We start from the raw sequence: 18,068 nt of genomic DNA on the forward strand, positions 1-18,068 counted from the left end.
CCCAAATCATGGCGCTTCCAAATCCCTCGATGACCACCCGGACCTTCCCTTACGGCAGCGCGGGGATCGCAGCGGCGGCGGCGGTGATCGCGGACGGGGGCTGCGTCGCGGTGCCGACCGAGACGGTCTATGGCCTCGCCGCCGACGCGACCGATTCGCGTGCCGTCGCCGGCATCTATGCGGCCAAGGGACGGCCGTCGTTCAATCCGCTGATCGTCCATGTGCCCGACCGTGCGGCGGCCGAGGCGCTGGCGGTGTTCGACGACCATGCCGCGCGGTTGGCCGATGCCTATTGGCCGGGGCCGCTGACATTGGTGCTGCCGCTGCGCGAGAATACGGGGATCGCCTCGCTGGTGACGGCGGGACTGGCGACGATCGCGATCCGCGTGCCGGCGCATGACGCGATGCAGGCGTTGCTGGCGGCGTGCGGAAAGCCTCTGGCCGCGCCATCGGCCAATTCCAGCGGATCGATCAGCCCGACCCGCGCCGGGCATGTCCTGCGCAGCCTCGACGGGCGGATACCGCTGGTGATCGACGGCGGGCCGACCGCGCGGGGGCTGGAGTCGACGATCATCGCCTGTGTCGGCGGAGCGGTGCGGCAACTGCGCCCCGGCCCGATCGCGCGCGAGGACGTCGCCGGGCTGTTGGGCGTGCCGGTCGGCGGCGCGGGCGCGGGGATCGAGGCACCGGGCCAGCTCGCCAGCCATTACGCACCGGGCAAGCCGCTGCGCCTGAACGCGACCGGGTGGCGCGCGGGCGAATGGCGGATCGGCTTCGGCGTGGTGACGGGCGACGCCACGCTGTCGGCAAGCGGCGATCTGACCGAGGCGGCGGCGGCGCTGTTCGACGCGCTGCATCGGGCGGACCGGAGCGACGCCCGGTCGATCGCGGTGGCCCCGGTGCCGGACGAGGGGCTGGGCGCGGCGATCAACGACCGGTTGCGGCGGGCGGCGGTGTAGCCGTTCAGGCTGTATATCGCCGCTATGCGGGATCACGATCGAACGGTCGCCGGGTGACGCGATGAAACACGTCCGCCTCGACCGAGGTTCGTCCGAAACATTCGACGAACTTCGTCTGAAGCCGTCGTAGTGCGTTGTCCGGCAGGGGGCTTGATGCGGGCCAGCCGTCCGCCCGTATCACCAGCTCTGCAAATTCTTCGGCGGTCAGTACACCCGCCGCAGGGATCAGATCGGTTACGGTAACGGGCTCGCCATCGACGACACCGCCGCAATAGCCAAGTTCCACGCAAATCGCCCACAGCAATCGGTCCGATGGCGACGGGGGAACGATGTCGACCTCATAGTCCCCTGCGTCGCACCAGACATCGATCCTGTGTTCGCCGATCGCGGCATGGTAACGATCCTCTGCATGTTCGGGCAGCGAATAGCGGATGGCGGCGCGCCCAAGCGGCGGAACCTCGATCCGATCACCTGTCGGTTCGATCGACAGGACAAGCGGACGTTGTTTGCGGTTCTCGAACTCGACGACGGGCATGGGTCCGTTCTGACGGACTCCCGCATTTTTGGGAACTGCCCGCGTCGTTTGGTCGAGCCATCCACAGGGCCTGCCGAACGCCGCGCTTCGGGCACCCTGCGTTGCACGACGATTGTGTGCCGCGTTTTTCGATCCTGCACCGGTACGCCGCATCCCCCAAAGCGGTTGCGCCGTTCCGCCGCCCATGCTTGGAGAGGCGGGGATTGGGGGAGCGCATGGCGATCCACGCGAACAACGGACTGCTGGACGCGGGCGTGACCGCCGAACGCTGGGTGCGCGACTATTGCGCCCGCGCGCCGCGCGGCGACATGCTGTGCGACGCGAGCGAGGGCGACCGCGCGGCATGGGCAATAGCGTTCGAGGAACTGGCGACGCTGTCGGGCGAGACGATGGCTCCGGCGCGCGAACGCGCGCAGCGCCATGCCGAGGACATCGGCACCGTCTACCGCGTGGCGGGCGAGAGCGAGGAGCGGCGCTGGCCGCTCTCGCCGGTCCCGCTGCTGATCGGCAAGGCCGAATGGCAGGGCATCGCCCACGGCGTCGCCGAGCGTGCCGGACTGTTCGAATCGATCGTCGCCGACATCCATGGCGACCAGCGGCTGGTGGCCGATGGCGTGCTGCCGGCGATGCTGGTGACGGGATCGCCGCTGTTCCTGCGTCCGATGGTCGGGCTGGTGCCGCCCGGCGGGCATCAACTGCACTTCATCGCGATGGATCTCGCGCGCGATCCGGGGGGGACGTGGCGGGTGCTGGCCGATCATGTCCGCATGCCGGTGGGGGCGGGCTATGCGCTGGAAAACCGGCTGGCGATGGGGCGGACGCTGGGCGCGCTGCCCGCGCGGCTGAACGTCGAGCGGCACGCGCCGTTCTTCGCCGGGGTGCGCGCAGGGATCGCCGCCGCCTGCCGCCGCGCCGAACCGCGCATCGGGCTGTTGACGCCGGGCAAGCTCAACCCCAGCTATGCCGAACAGGCGCATCTCGCGCGCTATCTGGGCTTCCTGCTGGTCGAGGGCGCCGATCTGGCGGTGCGCGACGACCAGTTGTACGTGCGCACCATCGCCGGCCTCAAGCGGATCGACGCGCTGTGGCGGCGGCTCGATCCGCGGCTCATCGATCCGCTGGCGTTCGATTCAACCTCGACGATCGGCGTGCCGGGCCTGGTCGATGCGATGGCGGCGGGCAATGTCGTCATCGCCAACGCGCCGGGGGTGGGCGTCCTCGAATCGCCCGCATTCGCCGCCTTCCTGCCCGCGATCGGCCGGCACCTGCTCGGCCGCGATCCGGCGCTGCCTTCCGTCCCGACATGGTGGTGCGGCGATGCCGCCGCCCGGTCGCGGGTGCTGGACAATCTCGACCAACTGGTCGTCGGCCCGGCGTTCGTGCCCGGCGTGCTGGGGCTGGATGGCGGTCCGGTGCTCGGCGCGACGCTGGATGCGGGCCAGCGCGAACGGCTGGCGGCGGCGATGGCGCTGCGGCCGCAGGATTATATCGGGCAGGAGGTCGCGCAACTCTCGACGATGCCGACCGGCTGCGGCGAGGGCCTCGAACCCCGCCCGTTCAGCTTGCGCGTGTTCGCCGCGCGCGACGCGGCGGGCGAATGGCAGGTGCTGCCCGGCGGATTCGTCCGCATCGGCGATCAGCCCGATCCGCGCGCGGCGGTGATGGGTGAGGGGTCGTGGTCGGCCGACGTCATCGTCCATGGTCCCGATCCGGTCGCGCCCGTCTCGCTGCTGCAACCGACCGACAGCGTCGAGTTGCGCCGCAACCCTGGCACGCTGCCCAGCCGGGTCGCCGACAATCTGTTCTGGCTGGGGCGGTATCTCGAACGCGGCGAGGCGCTGCTCGGCGTCATCCGCGTGCTGTTCGGCCATTCGATCTCGGCGGATACCGGCGCGGCGCTGGCCCCCGAGACGGTCGAGCGGCTGGTGACGATCATCGCCGATACCGGAGCGGCACCCCGCCCGCCCAGTCACCGCCGCCGCGACCTCGTCGATTTCGCGCGCGCGGCGATGGAGGCGGTCGACGGCTGGGGCAGCGTGCGCGCGGTCAACGCGCTGGCCGCCAGCATCGGCGCGGTGTCGCGCGACCGGTTGTCGGCGGACATGGTGCGGCTGCTCGATGCGCCGCATCCGGTCGGCGGCACGCTGCTCGACCGGGCAGGCACGTTGCAGCGCCGCTATGCCGCGCTGGCCGGGCTGTCGGCCGAACATATGGGGCGGACCGATGCGTGGCGGTTCCACGATCTGGGCCGTCGCATCGAACGCGCGCTGGCCACCACGCGCACCTTGCTCGCGGTCGACCTGCGCCGGGCGAGCGGCGAGGACCTGTCGACGCTGCTCGACCTGGCCGACAGCCAGATCAGCTATCGCCAGCGCTATCTGATCGGCTTCGCGCGGGTGCCGGTAATCGACCTGATCGCGCTCGACCCCGGCAATCCGCGCGGCCTCGCGTTTCAGGTGGAGACGATCGTCGGGCATCTGGCGAAGCTGCCGGTGCTGAACGATGCCGGGCTGGCCGAACCGCAACAGCGCATCGCCGCGCGGCTGACCGCCGGCATCGCCATGGGGGCGGCCGACCGGATCGATCGCGGCTGGGTGCTGGAGATCAACCAGCAGTTGCAGAAACTGTCCGACGCCATCGCCACCCGCTATTTCCTGCAAGGCGCGCAGGCGCTGCGCGAAGCCGGGCTGACCCTCGCATGATGCGCTATGCCATTCGCCATGTCACCCGCTTCGATTACGAGGAGGCGGCGGGCTATGCACGCTGTAACCTGCGGCTGCGCCCGATCCTGTGGTCGGGACAGGAGCTGGAGGACTATGCGCTGGTCGTCGAACCGGGCGGCCATACCGCCCCGGCGCGCGCGCAGGCGGGCCTCGCCAACGTCACCCGGCTGGTGGTCGAACGGCCCGAACGCACGCTGACGATCGAGAGCCGGGCGACCGTGCGGGTCGACCGGCCGATCCCGATGCCCTCGGCGGACGACCCGACGATCGCCGAGGTGCGCGATCTGGCGGCGGCGGTGCGCGACGCGGGGCCGGCCAGCCCGGCGAGCTATCTGTTTCCCTCGTCGCACGTGCCGCTCGATCCCGCGATCGCAGGCTGGTGCGCGGCCGAACTGGCCGATACGCGCGGGGTGCTCGACGCGGCGATCGCGTTGGCGCTGGCGATCCAGCGCGACTTCGCCTTCGATCCGACCGCAACGCTGGTCGACACGCCGATCGCCGAAGCCTTCGCCAAGCGCGGCGGGGTGTGTCAGGATTTCGCGCAGATCATGCTCTCCGGGCTGCGCGCGGCCGGGCTGCCGGCGGCCTATTGCTCGGGCTATCTGCGCACGCTGCCGCCGCCGGGGCAGGAGCGGCTGGTCGGGGCCGATGCGACGCATGCGTGGGTGCTGATCTGGGCCGGGCCGGTGCTCGGCTGGGTCGGGGTCGATCCGACCAACGGCATCTGGATGGCCGAGGACCATGTCGTGATGGCGATCGGCCGCGACTATGCCGACATCGCCCCGATCGACGGCGTGGTGCTGGGATCGGGCGCGCAGACGATGCACGTTTCGGTCGATGTGGAGCCGTTGCCGATCGGGTGAGGGTGGTTTCACGCGAAGGCCGCGAAGAAGAAAGCAGAAGGATTGTTCGCGCAGAGGCGCAGAGGCGCAGAGGCGCGGAGGGGGTGCGCTCGCGATGGTATCATTCGTCATTCCCGCGAAGGCGGGAATCCATAGCCGCTACCGTCGCAGTTCTTGCACAGGCGTCAGCGTTTATGGATTCCCGCCTTCGCGGGAATGACGAACATGGTGACGGACGCCATGTGCCAAAGCCGCACCCTCTCTGCGCCTCCGCGCCTCTGCGCGAAACTCACTTTATTCCTTCTTCGCGTCCATCGCGCCTCCACGTGAACCAACCTTCAGCCCGAACCCCGATTGACGAACCCCGGCGGGTCAGGCGATAAAGAACAAATCATGAACGAAGAGTCGCCCCTCCTGACCCTCAAGCGTCGCATCGCCACGATCGAGCGGCGCGTCGAGTCGGTACAGGCGGTGCAGGTGGCAACCGGTCATGCCGACATGGATGCGGCACTCGGCGGCGGGATCGCGCGCGGGCGGCTGCACGAGATCTTCGCACTCGAGTCGGGCGACGGCGGCAGCGCTACCGGATTTGCCGGCATGGTGTCGATCCGCCTCGGCGGCGGCATCGTCTGGCTGCGTGAGGAAGCGGCGGTGCGCGCCGGCGGGCATCTCCATGCGCCGGGGCTGGTCGAGATCGGCGTCGATCCCGCCCGGCTGCTGATCGTGCTGCTGCCCGGGCCGCTCGAACTGCTGCGCGCCGCCGCCGACGTGGTGCGCTGTAGCGGGGTCGGCGTCGCGGTGGTCGAACTGCACCGCGATCCCCGCGTGCTCGACCTGACCGCCAGTCGTCGCTTGGCACTCGCCGCCGAGGAGAGCGGGGTGACGACGCTGCTGTTGCGCATCGCCGCGACGCCGGTGGCGAGTGCCGCCGACACCCGCTGGGCGGTGCGATCCTGCGCGTCGCAGCCGCTCGCCGCCAATGCGCCGGGGCATCCGACGCTCGACCTGGAATTGTTGCGCCAGCGCGGCCGGGGGGCCGAGGGACGCTGGCAAGTGGAGTGGAACCGTGACCAGACCCTCTTCACCGCCCCGCAGACGCCATCTGGCGCTGTGGTGGCCGTTCCTGCCCACCGACCGGTTGCGGCGCCAATCGCACGCCGCCGCACCGGATGACACGCCGCTCGCCTGTGTCGAGGCGGTGCGCGGCGCGCTGCGCCTGTCCGCCGTCGATCCGGTCGCGGCCGACAGGGGGCTGGCACCGGGCATGACGCTGGCCGACGCCCGCGCGCTGTTGCCCGAGCTGGTCGTCGTCGATGCCGATCCCTTCGCCGACCATGGCTGGCTGGAGGCGCTGGCCGATGCGTGCGACCGCTATACGCCGATGGTGGCGCTCGACGGCGGCGACGGGGTGACGCTCGACATCACCGGCTGCGCGCATCTGTGGGGCGGGGAGGGCGCGCTGGTCGCCGAGGTCGAGGCGCGGTTCGCCTGGGCGGGCACGCTGCGCCATGCGCTGGCCGACACGCCCGATGCGGCGCAGGCGCTGGCGCGGTTCCAGCACACTCCGGCCGCCAGCGAGGCGGCGGCGATCCGCCGGCTGGGGGTGGCGGCGCTGCGGCTGGACGACGAGATCGCGGTGGCGCTGCGCCGGGCGGGGCTCAAGACCATCGGCGATCTGGCGAGCCGCCCGACCGCGCCGATCGCCGCGCGCTTCGGCGAGGAGACGGTCGGCGCGTTGCAACGCCTGCTAGGCGAGGCCGACCAGCGGCTGCGCCCGCGCCGCGCGCTGCCCGCGCTGTTCTTCGAGCGGCGCTTCGCCGAACCGATTGCGCGCGACGCCGATGTGCTGGCGGCGATCGGCGAACTGGCCAGCCAAGCGGAGGCCGAACTGGTCGCGCGCGACCGCGGCGGGCGGCGCTTCGCGGTGCGGCTGTACCGGGCCGATGGCGCGACGCGCGATCTGGCGGTCGACAGCGGCCTTCCGGTACGCGATCCGCCGACGATCCTGCGGCTGATGCGCGAGCGGATCGCGAGCCTCGCCGATCCGCTCGATCCCGGCTTCGGCTTCGACATGCTCCGCCTGAGCGTCCCCGCGCTCGAACCGCTTATTCCCACCCAGTTGCAACTGGAGGGCGGCACGGTGAGCGAGGAGGCGATGGCCGCGCTGGTCGATCGTCTCAGCACCCGGCTGGGCCGCGCGCGGGTGTCGCGGGTGCGGCCGGGCGACAGCCATCTGCCCGAACAGGGGATGCTGACGATCGTCGCGCAGGATGCCGCGCCGGCCCCGGTCGCATGGGACGTGCCCGAAGCGGGCGAGCCGCCGCTCCGCCCGATCCACCTGTTCGACCCGCCGCAACGGATCGAGGTGATGGCCGAGGTGCCCGACGGCCCGCCGCACCGCTTCCGCTGGCGTCGCGCGCAGCATGACGTGATCCGGTTCGAGGGGCCGGAACGGATCGCCGCGCAGTGGTGGCGGCGGGGGCAGGCCAAGGCGCGCACCCGCGACTATTACCGGGTCGAGGACGTGCGCGGGCGACGCTACTGGATTTTCCGCCACGGCCTGTACGAACGCGAGACGGTGGACCCGGCGTGGTATGTCCATGGGGTGTTCGCGTGATCGAATGGCCCGCCGCCCGCCGTCATTCCCGCGAAGACGGGAATCCATTCACGCCGACGCTGCGGACAGGGTCGAAACGTCGACGCATATGGATTCCCGCCTTCGCGGGAATGACGAAAGATGGTGTGGCGGGCGGGCGGGTAGAACGGCCTGATCCTCACGTCGTCACCTGTACCGCCGGCGCGCGCACCATCGCCACTAGTGTAAACTTTGTAAACTTTGGCCCGTCCCGCTGACGCCATGGCCCATGCCGAACTGATCGCCGCGACGAACTTCTCGTTCCTGCGCGGGGCGTCGCATCCCGCCGACATGGTGGGGCAGGCGATCACGCTCGGGCTGAGCGGACTCGGCATCGCCGATCGCAATACGGTGGCCGGCGTGGTGCAGGCGCATGTCGCCCTCAAGCAAGCGCGGGAGAAGATGGCGGCGGCGGGCCTACCCGACGTCGACTTCCGCCTCGTCTCCGGCGCGCGGCTGGTGTTCGACGACGGCACGCCCGACATCGTCGCCTATCCGGTCGACCGCGCCGCATGGGGCCGGCTGACCCGGTTGCTCAGCACCGGCAATCTGCGCGCGCGCAAAGGGGAGTGCCACCTGCGCCTCGCCGATCTCCTCGAATATCACGACGGGTTGTTGCTGATCGTCACGCACGCCGATCCGGTGCTGCTCGCCCGGCTGCGCGACACCTGCCCCGGCCGGGTGTGGCTGGCGGCGACGATGCTGCGCGGCGGCCGCGACCGGCGGCGGCTGGCGGCGCGGATCGCGCTGGCCGCGCGGCTGGGGGTGCCGCTGATCGCCACCAACGACGCGCTCTATGCCGAACCGGCCCAGCGTCCGCTGCACGACGTGCTGACCTGTATCCGCGAGGGCACGACGATCGCCGCCGCCGGCCGCCGCCTTGCCGCCAATGCCGAGCGCCATCTGAAAGGCCCCGCCGAAATGGCGCGGCTGTTCCGCGATTGCCCACAGGCGGTGACGGAAAGCATCGCCTTTCTCGCGCGGATCGCTTTCCGGCTCGACGACCTTCAATATGAATATCCCCACGAACCCGTGCCGCCGGGGTGGGAAGCGCAGGACTGGCTCGAACATCTGGTGCTGGCCGCCGCGCAGGAACGCTATGGCACCGACTTTCCCGACAGCGTGCGCTGCCGCCTCGACGAAGAATTCGCGCTGATCCGCAGCCAGAACTACGCCTATTATTTCCTGACCGTCCACGACCTCGTCCGCTTCGCGCGATCGTGCGATCCGCCGATCCTGTGCCAGGGGCGGGGCTCTGCCGCCAATTCGATCGTCTGCTTTCTGTTGGGCGTCACCTCGGTTGATCCCAGCAGCCACGACCTGCTGTTCTCGCGCTTCGTGTCCGAGGAACGCCGCGAGCCGCCCGACATCGACGTGGATTTCGAGCATGAACGCCGCGAGGAGGTGATCCAGTATATCTATCGCCGTTACGGCCGCGAGCGCGCCGGGATCGCCGCGACCGTCATTCATTATCGCCCGCGCAGCGCGGTGGGTGAGGTCGGCCGCGTACTGGGGCTGACCCGTGATGTGACCCAGCGGCTGGGCAGCACCGTCTGGGGCAGTTTCGCCGGGGAGATGGAGGTGCGGCGCTATGCCAGCGCGGGCTTCGACGTGGACGATCCGCAGATCGCGCAACTGCGCGGACTGGTCGACCAGATACTGAAATTCCCGCGCCACCTGTCGCAGCATGTCGGCGGTTTCGTGCTGACGCAGGGCCGGCTGGACGAGATGGTGCCGATCCACAATGGCGCGATGGAGGGGCGGACCTTCATCGAATGGGACAAGGACGATATTGACGCGCTGGGGCTGATGAAGGTTGATGTGCTGGCGCTCGGCATGCTGACCTGCATCCGCAAGGCGTTCGCGCTGCTGCGTGCCCACGACCTTGGCGACCATGACCTGACCGTCGATCTCGCCGCCGACGATTCCGCAGTGTACGCCATGCTCGAGCGCGGCGACAGCATCGGCGTGTTCCAGGTCGAGAGCCGCGCGCAGATCAACATGCTGCCGCGCCTGAAACCCAAAAACCTCTACGACCTGAGCGTGCAGGTGGCGATCGTCCGGCCGGGGCCGATCGAGGGCGACATGGTCCACCCCTATCTGCGGCGGCGCTCGGGCAGGGAGGCGATCACCTATCCCTCGCCCAAGCCGCCGCACGATCCGCGCGAACTGGAAGTCTTGCTCGGCAAGACGTTCGGCGTGCCGCTGTTTCAGGAACAGGCGATGAAGCTGGCGATCACCGCCGCCGCCTTTTCCCCGGCCGACGCGAACCGGCTGCGCCGGGCGATGGCGACGTTCCGCAACGTCGGCACGATCGACAGCTTTCGCCAGCAGATGATCGACGGCATGGTCGCGCGCGGTTACGAAGCCGACTTCGCCGCGCGCTGCTTCCGTCAGATCGAGGGGTTCGGCAGTTACGGCTTTCCCGAAAGCCATGCGCTGTCGTTCGCGCGGCTGGTCTATGTCTCGTCGTGGATCAAATGCCACCATCCCGCCGCCTTCGCCTGCGCGCTGCTCAATTCGCAGCCGATGGGTTTTTATGCTCCGGCGCAGATCGTGCGCGATGCGCGCGACCATGGCGTGGCGGTGCGCGACATCGACGTGAGCGCAAGCGACTGGGACAACACGCTGGAGGATGGCGGGCAGGCGCTGCGGCTGGGGTTTCGCCAGATCGACGGGTTTCGGGCAGGCTGGGCCGAGGCGATCGTCGCCGCGCGGCCGTTCGCGCAGGTCGAGGAACTGGCCCGGCGCGCCGGGCTGCCGCAACGCGCGTTACGTCTGCTCGCCGATGCCGATGCGTGCCGTTCGATCGGGCTCGACCGGCGCGAGGCGCTATGGGAGGCGCGGCGGACGCCCGATGCCGAACTGCCACTGTTCGCCCATGCCCGCGCTGCCGAGCTGGGGATCGAACCGGCGATGGCGTTGCCGGCGATGCCGCCGGTCGAACAGGTCGTGACCGATTACCAGACGCTGCGCCTGTCGCTCAAAGGGCATCCGCTCGCCTTCCTGCGCGACCGGCTGGAGCGGCGGCGGGTAGCGAGTTGCGCGCAAGTGGGGGCGGTGAAGGCCGGCACGCGCTGCACCACCGCCGGGCTGGTGCTGGTGCGCCAGCGTCCGGGCAAGGGCAATGCGATCTTCGTCACGCTGGAGGACGAGACCGGCATCGTCAACGTCGTGCTGTGGGCGCGACTGTTCGAGGCGTATCGCCGCGAGGTAATGGGCGCGCGGCTGATGCTGGTGGAGGGCGAGGTGCAGCGCAGCCCCGAAGGCGTCGTCCACCTGATGGGCGCGCGGGTGTGGGACGGCAGCGCCCTGCTCGATACGCTGGGCGAGGGGCCGGTGACGCCCCGGAGCGGCAGCGGCGATGGCGCCCGCCCGCCGGCGGCGCGCCATCCGCGCGACGTCCGGCTGGTGCCGAAGTCGCGCGATTTCCATTGAACCGTCCGCGCTATTCCTTCGCGCGGTAATCGTAGCGGTAATAATTGCCGGTCGCGGCATAGCCCGACTTGCGACGGTTGTACTTGGTGACGATGCAGCCGAGCACATGGCCCTGCGCGCGGACCAGCCGGGTGATGGCGTTGCGCACCTGCCCGTAATGCGCGCCACCCGCCTCGGCGATGATGACCGTCGCGGCGGCCGACGACGCGAGCGCGGTCGCATCGGCCAGCGCCAGCACCGGCGGCCCGTCGAGCACGATCAGATCGTACCGTTCGCCCAGCTTCGCCAGCAGGTCGGCCGGCACGGTGCCCGCGAACAGGTTGGCGGGATCGGGCGGCAAGGGTCCTGCGGGCAGGAACGACAGATTGTCGGTGTCGGTCGACACCACCGCATCCTCGACCGGGGTCATCCGGGCGAGCACGGTCGACAGGCCCTTGTCGGCCGCACTCATGTTCATCAGCCGGTGGAGCGACGGCCGCCGCAGATCGGCATCGATCAGCAGGACTTTATGCCCGATCGACGCGAAATCGCGGGCGAGGGCATAGGAGGTGGTCGACTTGCCTTCCGCCATCTGGCTGCTGGTGACGAGCAGCGAGCGCGGCAGCCCCTGGTTCGACGACAGTTCGAGCGAGGTGCGGATCGCGTAATAGGCCTCGGCGATCTCCGACTTGGTATCGCGCAGCGCGACCAGCGGATCGCCCTCCTCCTGCTCGGGCACGACACCCAGCAGCGGCAGGTGCAGCTTCGTCTCCACGTCGCGCGGATCGCGGATCGCATCGTCCAGCCGCTCGCGTCCAAAGGCATAGAGGCCGGCGAGGAAGACGCCCGCCACCAGCGCCAGCGCCATGTTGACGAGCGGGCGCGGCGAGGTCGGCCGGCGCGGCGCTTCGGCGCTATCGACCAGCGTGATGTTGTTGGTCGCGACGCCGGCCTCGGCGCTCACCTCCTTGAAACGCTGGAGCAGGCTTTCGTAGAGCTGGCGGTTGGTATCCACCTCGCGCTTGAAGATGTTGTACTGCACGCCGCGATCCTGTTCGGCGAGCGTCGCGCTCTTCAGCCCCGACACCTGCCGGTCGATCGCATCCTGCTGGCGCTGCGCGGTCAGATACTGGTTGCGGATCGACGCGAGGATGCTGCCGGCGAGCTGGTTCAACTGCGCGTTGAGCGCGTCGAGCTGTGCCGTCGCCTGGATGACGGTCGGGTGATCGGGCTTCAACCGTTCGCGAAGCTGGTTGAGCTGCCCGTTCAGTTCGGCGCGGCGTTGCAGCATCTCCTGCGCCGCCGGGTTCGACAAGACGTCGGGCAGCGAGAGCAGCGGCGTGGCGCGTGCCTGTTCGTAGCGCTGCTGCGCCTGCACCCGCGCGGCGGCGGCGGTCGCATAGCTTTCGTTCAACTGCACGAGGTTCGCCGTCACCAGCGACTGCGGACCATCGGGCTGGCCGGTCCGGCGCGCGCCGGTGCTGGCGTCGATCAACTGCGCCGACCGGGCATAGTTGATGAGCGAGCGCTCCGATGCTTCCAGCCGCCCCTTGGCCAGCCCGAGCTGATTCTGGAGGAACTCGCGCGAATAGGCCGAGGTCGAGAACTTGCGCTGGATGTTGCTCTCGATGAAATTGTTCGCATAGCTGTTGGCGATGCGCGCGGCGAGGGCCGGGTCGCGGCTCTTGAACTGGACGCCGACCACGCGCGAATTGCGGCGCAGGTCGACGTTTAGATTGTTCTGGAGCGTGTCGAGCACCTGATCGATGCGACGTTCGCCCGGCACAGGCAATTTGGCCCGGCCGCCCATCGATTCGAGGAAGGCGTCGTTCGCCGCCAGCCCAAGGCTGTCGGACACGCGCTTGGCCATTGCCCGGCTGTTGATGACGTCGACCTGCGTCTGGAGGAAACGGTCGGCATCGCCGCCGGCGGTGGCCGGTTCCGAATCCTCGGTGCCGAGCACCTTGGCGACCTGCTGATCGATCTGCACGCTGGAGCGCGCCTGATAGATGCGCGGCGTCACCATGATCGAGACGACGCCCAGCACCAGCGCCAGCGCGACGATCAGGATCATCACCAGCCGGTTGCGATAGAGCACCGCCCAGATGGCGCGCGGATCGAAACCCGCCTCGTCCTCCGCATCGGGCAGCAACGACGGATCGTCGCCGGCCGCGGCTGCGTGCCGGCCGGTGTCGCGCGGACCGATCGTCCGGTCGGGGGCGGTATCGAATCCGCCGGTCGCCTGTTGCATCATCGCCTGGTCCTGGTTCCCGAGCGTCAGAATTGGGTGAAGACGCCGAACAGCGGCGCGGCGCGCAGCGTGTCGTGCCAGATCTTCTTGAGGTTGCTGTTGCCGACGATCACCACGTCGCGCGCGAGGATCGCCGGATCGGGATCGTCGCCGCGACGGACGCGGGCAACGTTGAACACCGCCGCCATCCGCTTGCCCTCGACATAGCGGATCACCAGCACTTCGTTCAGCGCGGCATTCTCGGTTTCGCCCTTGGCGAGCGCCATCGCGTCGAGCAGCGTGGTCGCGCCCTGGATCGGGTAGATACCGGGTTCCGTCACCTGTCCCTGCACGGTGATGCGCTGCGACACCGAGCTGGAGACGACGACGCTGACCTGCGGATTGACGTAGAAGCGTGCGCCGAGACGCTGGCGGATCACCTCGGCGAGCTGCGTCGTGGTCAGCCCCCCGGCATGAATCCGTCCGATCAGCGGCATCGACAGATCGCCCGAGGCATCGACGACGACGCCCTTGCTGGAGATGTCGCCTTCCTGAAACACGGTGATGTCGACCGAATCGAGCGGCCCGATGCGATAGTCCTGCGCGGTCAGTTCGCCGACCGGTGCGGGTATCACCTCATAGGCCGCGCTGCCCGACCGCACGTTCGGCCCGATGTTCGGCCCCGAACACGCGCCGACCACCAGACATAGTACCGCCGTCAGCGACGCGCGTCGCCGAGAAGCTACCCCAAGCGTCATTCCATCATCCCGCTCAAACCCCGGTGCAGGCCGTATCATTCTTTTTGACGGCCGCCTACCGCAACCCACGCGATCATGCGCATCGGGTGGGTGTGGCGCGGTCGATCAGCCGGTCCGGGCGAGCGTCACGTCGTCGATCCACGCCGACACCGCCCGGTTCGTCTCGCCCAGCCGGACGCGCAGTTCGCCATCGTCGCACCGACCGGGCAGGCGGATGGTCCCGGCGTAGCGTTGCCAGCCACGATCCGCGACCGGTGCGGCCAGCGTCGCCGTGACCGGCGGCGCGTCGCCACACGCGACGATCCAGTCGAGCGCGGGGACCGGACCGTCGCTGCGCAGGACGAAGCCCAGCCGGTAGGTGCCGGGCAGCAACCGGGTCCGCTGCGCCAGCGGCGTGCCGGCGGACCCGGCATCGGCGGCGATCTCGACCGCCTGTCCGTTCCACGGCTGGTCGGGCTCGCCGATCGCGACGCGCACCCCGGCGGCGGGCGGCGCGCGCCAGTCGAACGGCGGTGCGGCGGGCGGCAATGCGCCGGCCGGACCATCGAACCCGCCGTTGCCGATCCGCCCGGTGCCGCCCGCCATCCGCCACAGCCGTTCGGCGGCAACCATGTCGCCGGCCTCGGCCAGTCGCCACAGCGTCAGCCGGACCTCGTCGGTGCGAACCGGCACGCCGGCCCGCGCCAGATCGCCATAGAAGGCGGCCAGCGCATCGACGCGGTCGGGCGCACCGCGTGCGAGCGTGTTGAGAAATCCCTGTCGCCAGCCGGGGCGTTCGGCCAGTCGCCGGGCAATCGCGCTGCGGCCTTCGGGCAGATCGAACAGCCGGCTCATCTGCGCATACAGGATCGGCGCCAGTTGCCGCTGGCGCAGCAGCGCGTCGATCCGTTCGAGCGCGAAGTCGAACGCGCCGGCGTTGATCGCCTCACGCACCAGCCACAATTGCGTCGGTGCGTCGCGCCAGCCGAGTTGGGCCGCCTGTCGCAGCAGCGTCTGTCCGGTCGCGGTATCGCCCCGCGCGATGGCGGCCAGCCCCGCGACCCGCACCGCGACCGCGTCCATCGGCCGGGTGGCAAGCGCGCGGCGGGCGGCGGCTTCCGCCGCCGCCGCCTGTCCGGGAAGCGGGTGCTGTGCAGCGACCATTGCCCACGCCCGGCCGGACCATGGCGCGACCTGCGAGGCGGCGGCCCCTTGCCGGCCGTGCATCAGTTGCTGCGACAATCCTTGCGCCAGCGCCTGCCATGCGGCGCCCAGCAGGACGACCGCGACGACAATCCGCCACGCGATGCCGCTGCGCCGGCGTGCCGGCACGACCGCCGGTGGCGCGAGCAGCGCGACCAGTGCCGCGAACAAGGTCAGCAGCGCGCTCATCCGCAGCGGGAAATCGACGATCGATCCCGCCAGCAGCATGACGATGCCGCCAGTGGCCCCGATCGCCACGCCGCGCCGGGTCGTGGCATCGGCCCCGCCCGCGCGCAACGCCGCGACCAGCCCGCAGCCGACCAGCACCAGTCCGGCCAGCGCCAGCGCCAGCGCGGGCACGCCCCCCTCCATCGCCAGTTCGAGATAATCGCTATGCGCGTGCGGCACAGTCAGGAACTGGATCTGGTCGAGCGGTTCGACGACGGGATAGACCGTCTGGAAACTGCCGAAGCCCGTGCCCCATGGCAGCGACTGGCGCAGCGCGAACAGGCTGTTGTCCCAGTAGTTGTAGCGATCCTCTTCCCCGACCGTCGCGAAGCGGGCGAGGACCCCCTGCACCAGCGGGGTGAACCACAGCGCGACCGCCGCGACCATGGCGACGCCGATCGTCGCGGGCAGCCAGCGACCGCGTCGCACCCGGCGGACGAAGGGCAGCAGCGCACCGGCCAGCGCCAGCGGCAGGAGCAGCAGCGCGGTCCGCGACGCGCTGGCCAGCACGCCCATCGCCAGCAGGGCGACGATCGCAAGGAGCGCGGGGAAGGGCAGGCGGCCGATGCCGCCCACGCCGCGCCGATCGGGAACCAGCACGCCGGGGACGGTCGATACGAGCATCGCGACCAGCAGGAACACCGCCTGATGGTTGCGGTTGACGAACAGCCCGACGCCATAGCCACGGTGTGCGGTGTCGTAGAGCAGCGGCGCGGCATCCGGCCCGGCCGCGATCTGGAGCGCGGCGACGAGTATGCCGAGCAGCGCGATTGCGACGACGATACGCAACGCAACAAGCCGTGCGGTCCATGACAGCCCCAGCACCGCCAGCAGCGCGGCCAGCGCCGGCAGTTGCGCGAGCAGCGTCGCCCGCGTGGCATCGGGGGAGAGGCTGAGCGGTCGCGATACGCCTTCCCAGCCGAGGATGCGGTAGATGGCGACGGCCTGTTCCTGCCCGCCCAGCGTGCTCCACACGCTCCATGGCAACGGGATCAGTTGCGCGAGCGGCAGCAGCAGCGCGAGCGCGGCGAGCGCCAGCAACGCCTTGCCGAACGGGCCGATCGCGGCATGGCGCAGCCGCAGCGTCGACCAGCCGATCACGCCGATCGCGGCCCATTCGATCGCCGTTTCGACCAGCGGATAATAGGTGCCGCCGCCACCCAGCAGCAGGACGAAGGCGAGATAGACGAGCGGCACGACCTCACCCCGCCACGCGCGGTCGTCCGCCCCGCCGGCATCCGGATAGGGAAGATTTGCGGATCGGCGCGGGGCGTGCGATCCGCCGGCGAAGGAGGCGCTGCGGGCCATGGTCATCCGTTCCAGATTGTTCGCGCCGTGGTGGCGATGGATCGCGCTCGTGCTGTGCATGATCGCGATGCCGGCATCGGCCGGACGCTCACCGGTCGACGACGATCTGGCACTGGAAACCCGCATCGCCACGATCGGCTATCGTCTGGCGCGCGGCGCACAGGCGCGCTGCGCGGTGCCCGAGAAGATGTCCGGCCTGATACTCCACGACATCGGCGGATATGCGCAAAGCGACCGTGCCGCAATCGCCAAGTCGCTGGGACTGGGCGATGGTTTCGGCGTCCGCGCGGTCGTGGCGAACGGCGCGGCGGCGCGGGCCGGGGTGCGGGCGGGCGATGAGATCGTCGCGATCGACGGCGGCGACCTGACCGGCTTCGCGCGCGATGCGATCGGCGCGGCGGCTTCGTTCGACCGGACCGAACGGATGGTCGACTATCTGGCCGGCGCACTGGCGCGGGGGCCGGTAACGATCGGTATCCGGCGCGACGGGCAGGCGTTGTCGCTGACGCTGGCCGGCGATGCGGGATGCGCGGCACGGTTCGCGGTCGCGATCGAGGACGGGGTCAACGCCCGCGCCGACGGGCGCTATATCGCGGTCACGTCCGGCCTCGCGCGGCTTGCGTCGCGGGACGATGCGCTCGCCTTTGCGATGGCGCACGAGATGGCGCACATCCTGCTCGGCCATGTCGCGGCGCGCCGGGCGGCACGCGACCGGGTGGACGTGCGGGCGCAGGAACTGGCGGCGGACCGGCTGGCGGTGGCGATCATGGCCGATGCCGGCTTTGCGCCCGCCGCCGCGATCCCGCTGCTGGAGGCGGTGTCGCGCGGGCGGATCGACTGGCTCGATCGCGACCATCCCGCCACCGCCGTCCGTATCGCCGCGTTGCGCGCAGTGCTGGCCGGGGACGGGTCAGGCGTTCAGCACATAGGTGATGATGAAACAGGCCGCCGTCAGTAACAGCATCGCGGTGATGAACGTCGCATCTGCGATCCGTTCCAGCCGGTGGAGCCGCCGTGCCGACTGGGTCCGCATCGCGAAATAGGAACTGAGCGTCGCGATCAGGAACGTCAGCGCATCGATCGAGAGCAGGTCGTCGGCGAAGCTGTGCTGGCGGTGCAGCGACAAGGTGACGTGAAGCAGCCCGATCCCGGTCAGGCAGACCCCGACCATCGCCGCGGCGATCGGGCAGATCATGTGGCAGATGCGCTCGTCGAGCGGCCTGGCGCGCCGGCGGTGGCTGGTCCGGGGGG

The 18,068-nt window shown here is 70.1% G+C and carries 12 protein-coding genes; 7 read left to right on the top strand and 5 right to left on the bottom strand.

Annotated features, from left to right (window positions below; translation table 11 throughout):
• Positions 1-29 precede the first annotated feature (29 nt).
• A complete protein-coding gene (locus ASE78_RS09080; protein ID WP_056496429.1) occupies positions 30-959 on the top strand; it encodes an L-threonylcarbamoyladenylate synthase in 930 nt (309 codons plus the stop codon).
• A 22-nt stretch (positions 960-981) separates the two neighbouring features.
• Here the strand turns inward: ASE78_RS09080 and ASE78_RS09085 are convergent, their stop codons facing one another.
• Positions 982-1,494, bottom strand: a complete 513-nt coding sequence (locus ASE78_RS09085) for a hypothetical protein (protein ID WP_056495934.1) — start codon at positions 1,492-1,494, stop codon at positions 982-984.
• A gap of 215 nt (positions 1,495-1,709) precedes the next feature.
• Between ASE78_RS09085 and ASE78_RS09090 the strand changes: the two genes are divergently transcribed.
• From ASE78_RS09090 to ASE78_RS09110, 5 genes are all read left to right on the top strand, one after another.
• Positions 1,710-4,196 carry a circularly permuted type 2 ATP-grasp protein gene (locus ASE78_RS09090; protein WP_056495937.1) on the top strand — a complete coding sequence of 829 codons (2,487 nt, stop codon included), beginning with the start codon at positions 1,710-1,712 and terminating at the stop codon, positions 4,194-4,196.
• Complete coding sequence (locus ASE78_RS09095; RefSeq protein WP_056496443.1) at positions 4,196-5,080, top strand: transglutaminase family protein; 885 nt, start codon at positions 4,196-4,198, stop codon at positions 5,078-5,080. Before ASE78_RS09090 ends, ASE78_RS09095 begins: the two co-directional genes overlap by 1 nt.
• A gap of 372 nt (positions 5,081-5,452) precedes the next feature.
• Positions 5,453-6,232, top strand: coding sequence for an ImuA family protein (locus tag ASE78_RS18940; protein ID WP_056495940.1), 780 nt, complete (start codon positions 5,453-5,455; stop codon positions 6,230-6,232).
• Entirely contained in the window at positions 6,126-7,676 is a 1,551-nt protein-coding gene (locus ASE78_RS09105) for a Y-family DNA polymerase (protein ID WP_056495943.1), read from the top strand. Before ASE78_RS18940 ends, ASE78_RS09105 begins: the two co-directional genes overlap by 107 nt.
• Positions 7,677-7,916: 240 nt before the next feature.
• Complete coding sequence (locus ASE78_RS09110; RefSeq protein ID WP_056495945.1) at positions 7,917-11,132, top strand: error-prone DNA polymerase; 3,216 nt, start codon at positions 7,917-7,919, stop codon at positions 11,130-11,132.
• A gap of 10 nt (positions 11,133-11,142) precedes the next feature.
• On the opposite strand, the gene ASE78_RS09115 is transcribed toward ASE78_RS09110, so the two are convergent.
• The 3 genes from ASE78_RS09115 to ASE78_RS09125 form a co-directional block, all read right to left on the bottom strand.
• A complete protein-coding gene (locus tag ASE78_RS09115; RefSeq protein ID WP_082467095.1) occupies positions 11,143-13,365 on the bottom strand; it encodes a GumC family protein in 2,223 nt (740 codons plus the stop codon).
• Positions 13,366-13,388: 23 nt separating this feature from the next.
• The gene (locus ASE78_RS09120; protein WP_162233472.1) at positions 13,389-14,099 is read right to left on the bottom strand and encodes a polysaccharide biosynthesis/export family protein; all 711 of its coding nucleotides are present in this window, start codon (positions 14,097-14,099) and stop codon (positions 13,389-13,391) included.
• 105 nt (positions 14,100-14,204) lie between these two features.
• Complete coding sequence (locus tag ASE78_RS09125) at positions 14,205-16,817, bottom strand: O-antigen ligase family protein (RefSeq protein ID WP_082467097.1); 2,613 nt, start codon at positions 16,815-16,817, stop codon at positions 14,205-14,207.
• Between ASE78_RS09125 and ASE78_RS09130 the strand changes: the two genes are divergently transcribed.
• A complete protein-coding gene (locus tag ASE78_RS09130) occupies positions 16,816-17,775 on the top strand; it encodes a M48 family metalloprotease (protein ID WP_082467098.1) in 960 nt (319 codons plus the stop codon). The two genes, ASE78_RS09125 and ASE78_RS09130, sit on opposite strands and share 2 nt — an antisense overlap.
• Here the strand turns inward: ASE78_RS09130 and ASE78_RS09135 are convergent.
• Positions 17,728-18,068 (bottom strand): hypothetical protein (locus tag ASE78_RS09135; protein WP_235514959.1); only part of this gene is annotated, 341 nt, incomplete at its 5' end. The two genes, ASE78_RS09130 and ASE78_RS09135, sit on opposite strands and share 48 nt — an antisense overlap.

This window comes from Sphingomonas sp. Leaf25 (genome assembly GCF_001421635.1).
Taxonomy (GTDB): Bacteria; Pseudomonadota; Alphaproteobacteria; order Sphingomonadales; family Sphingomonadaceae; genus Sphingomonas.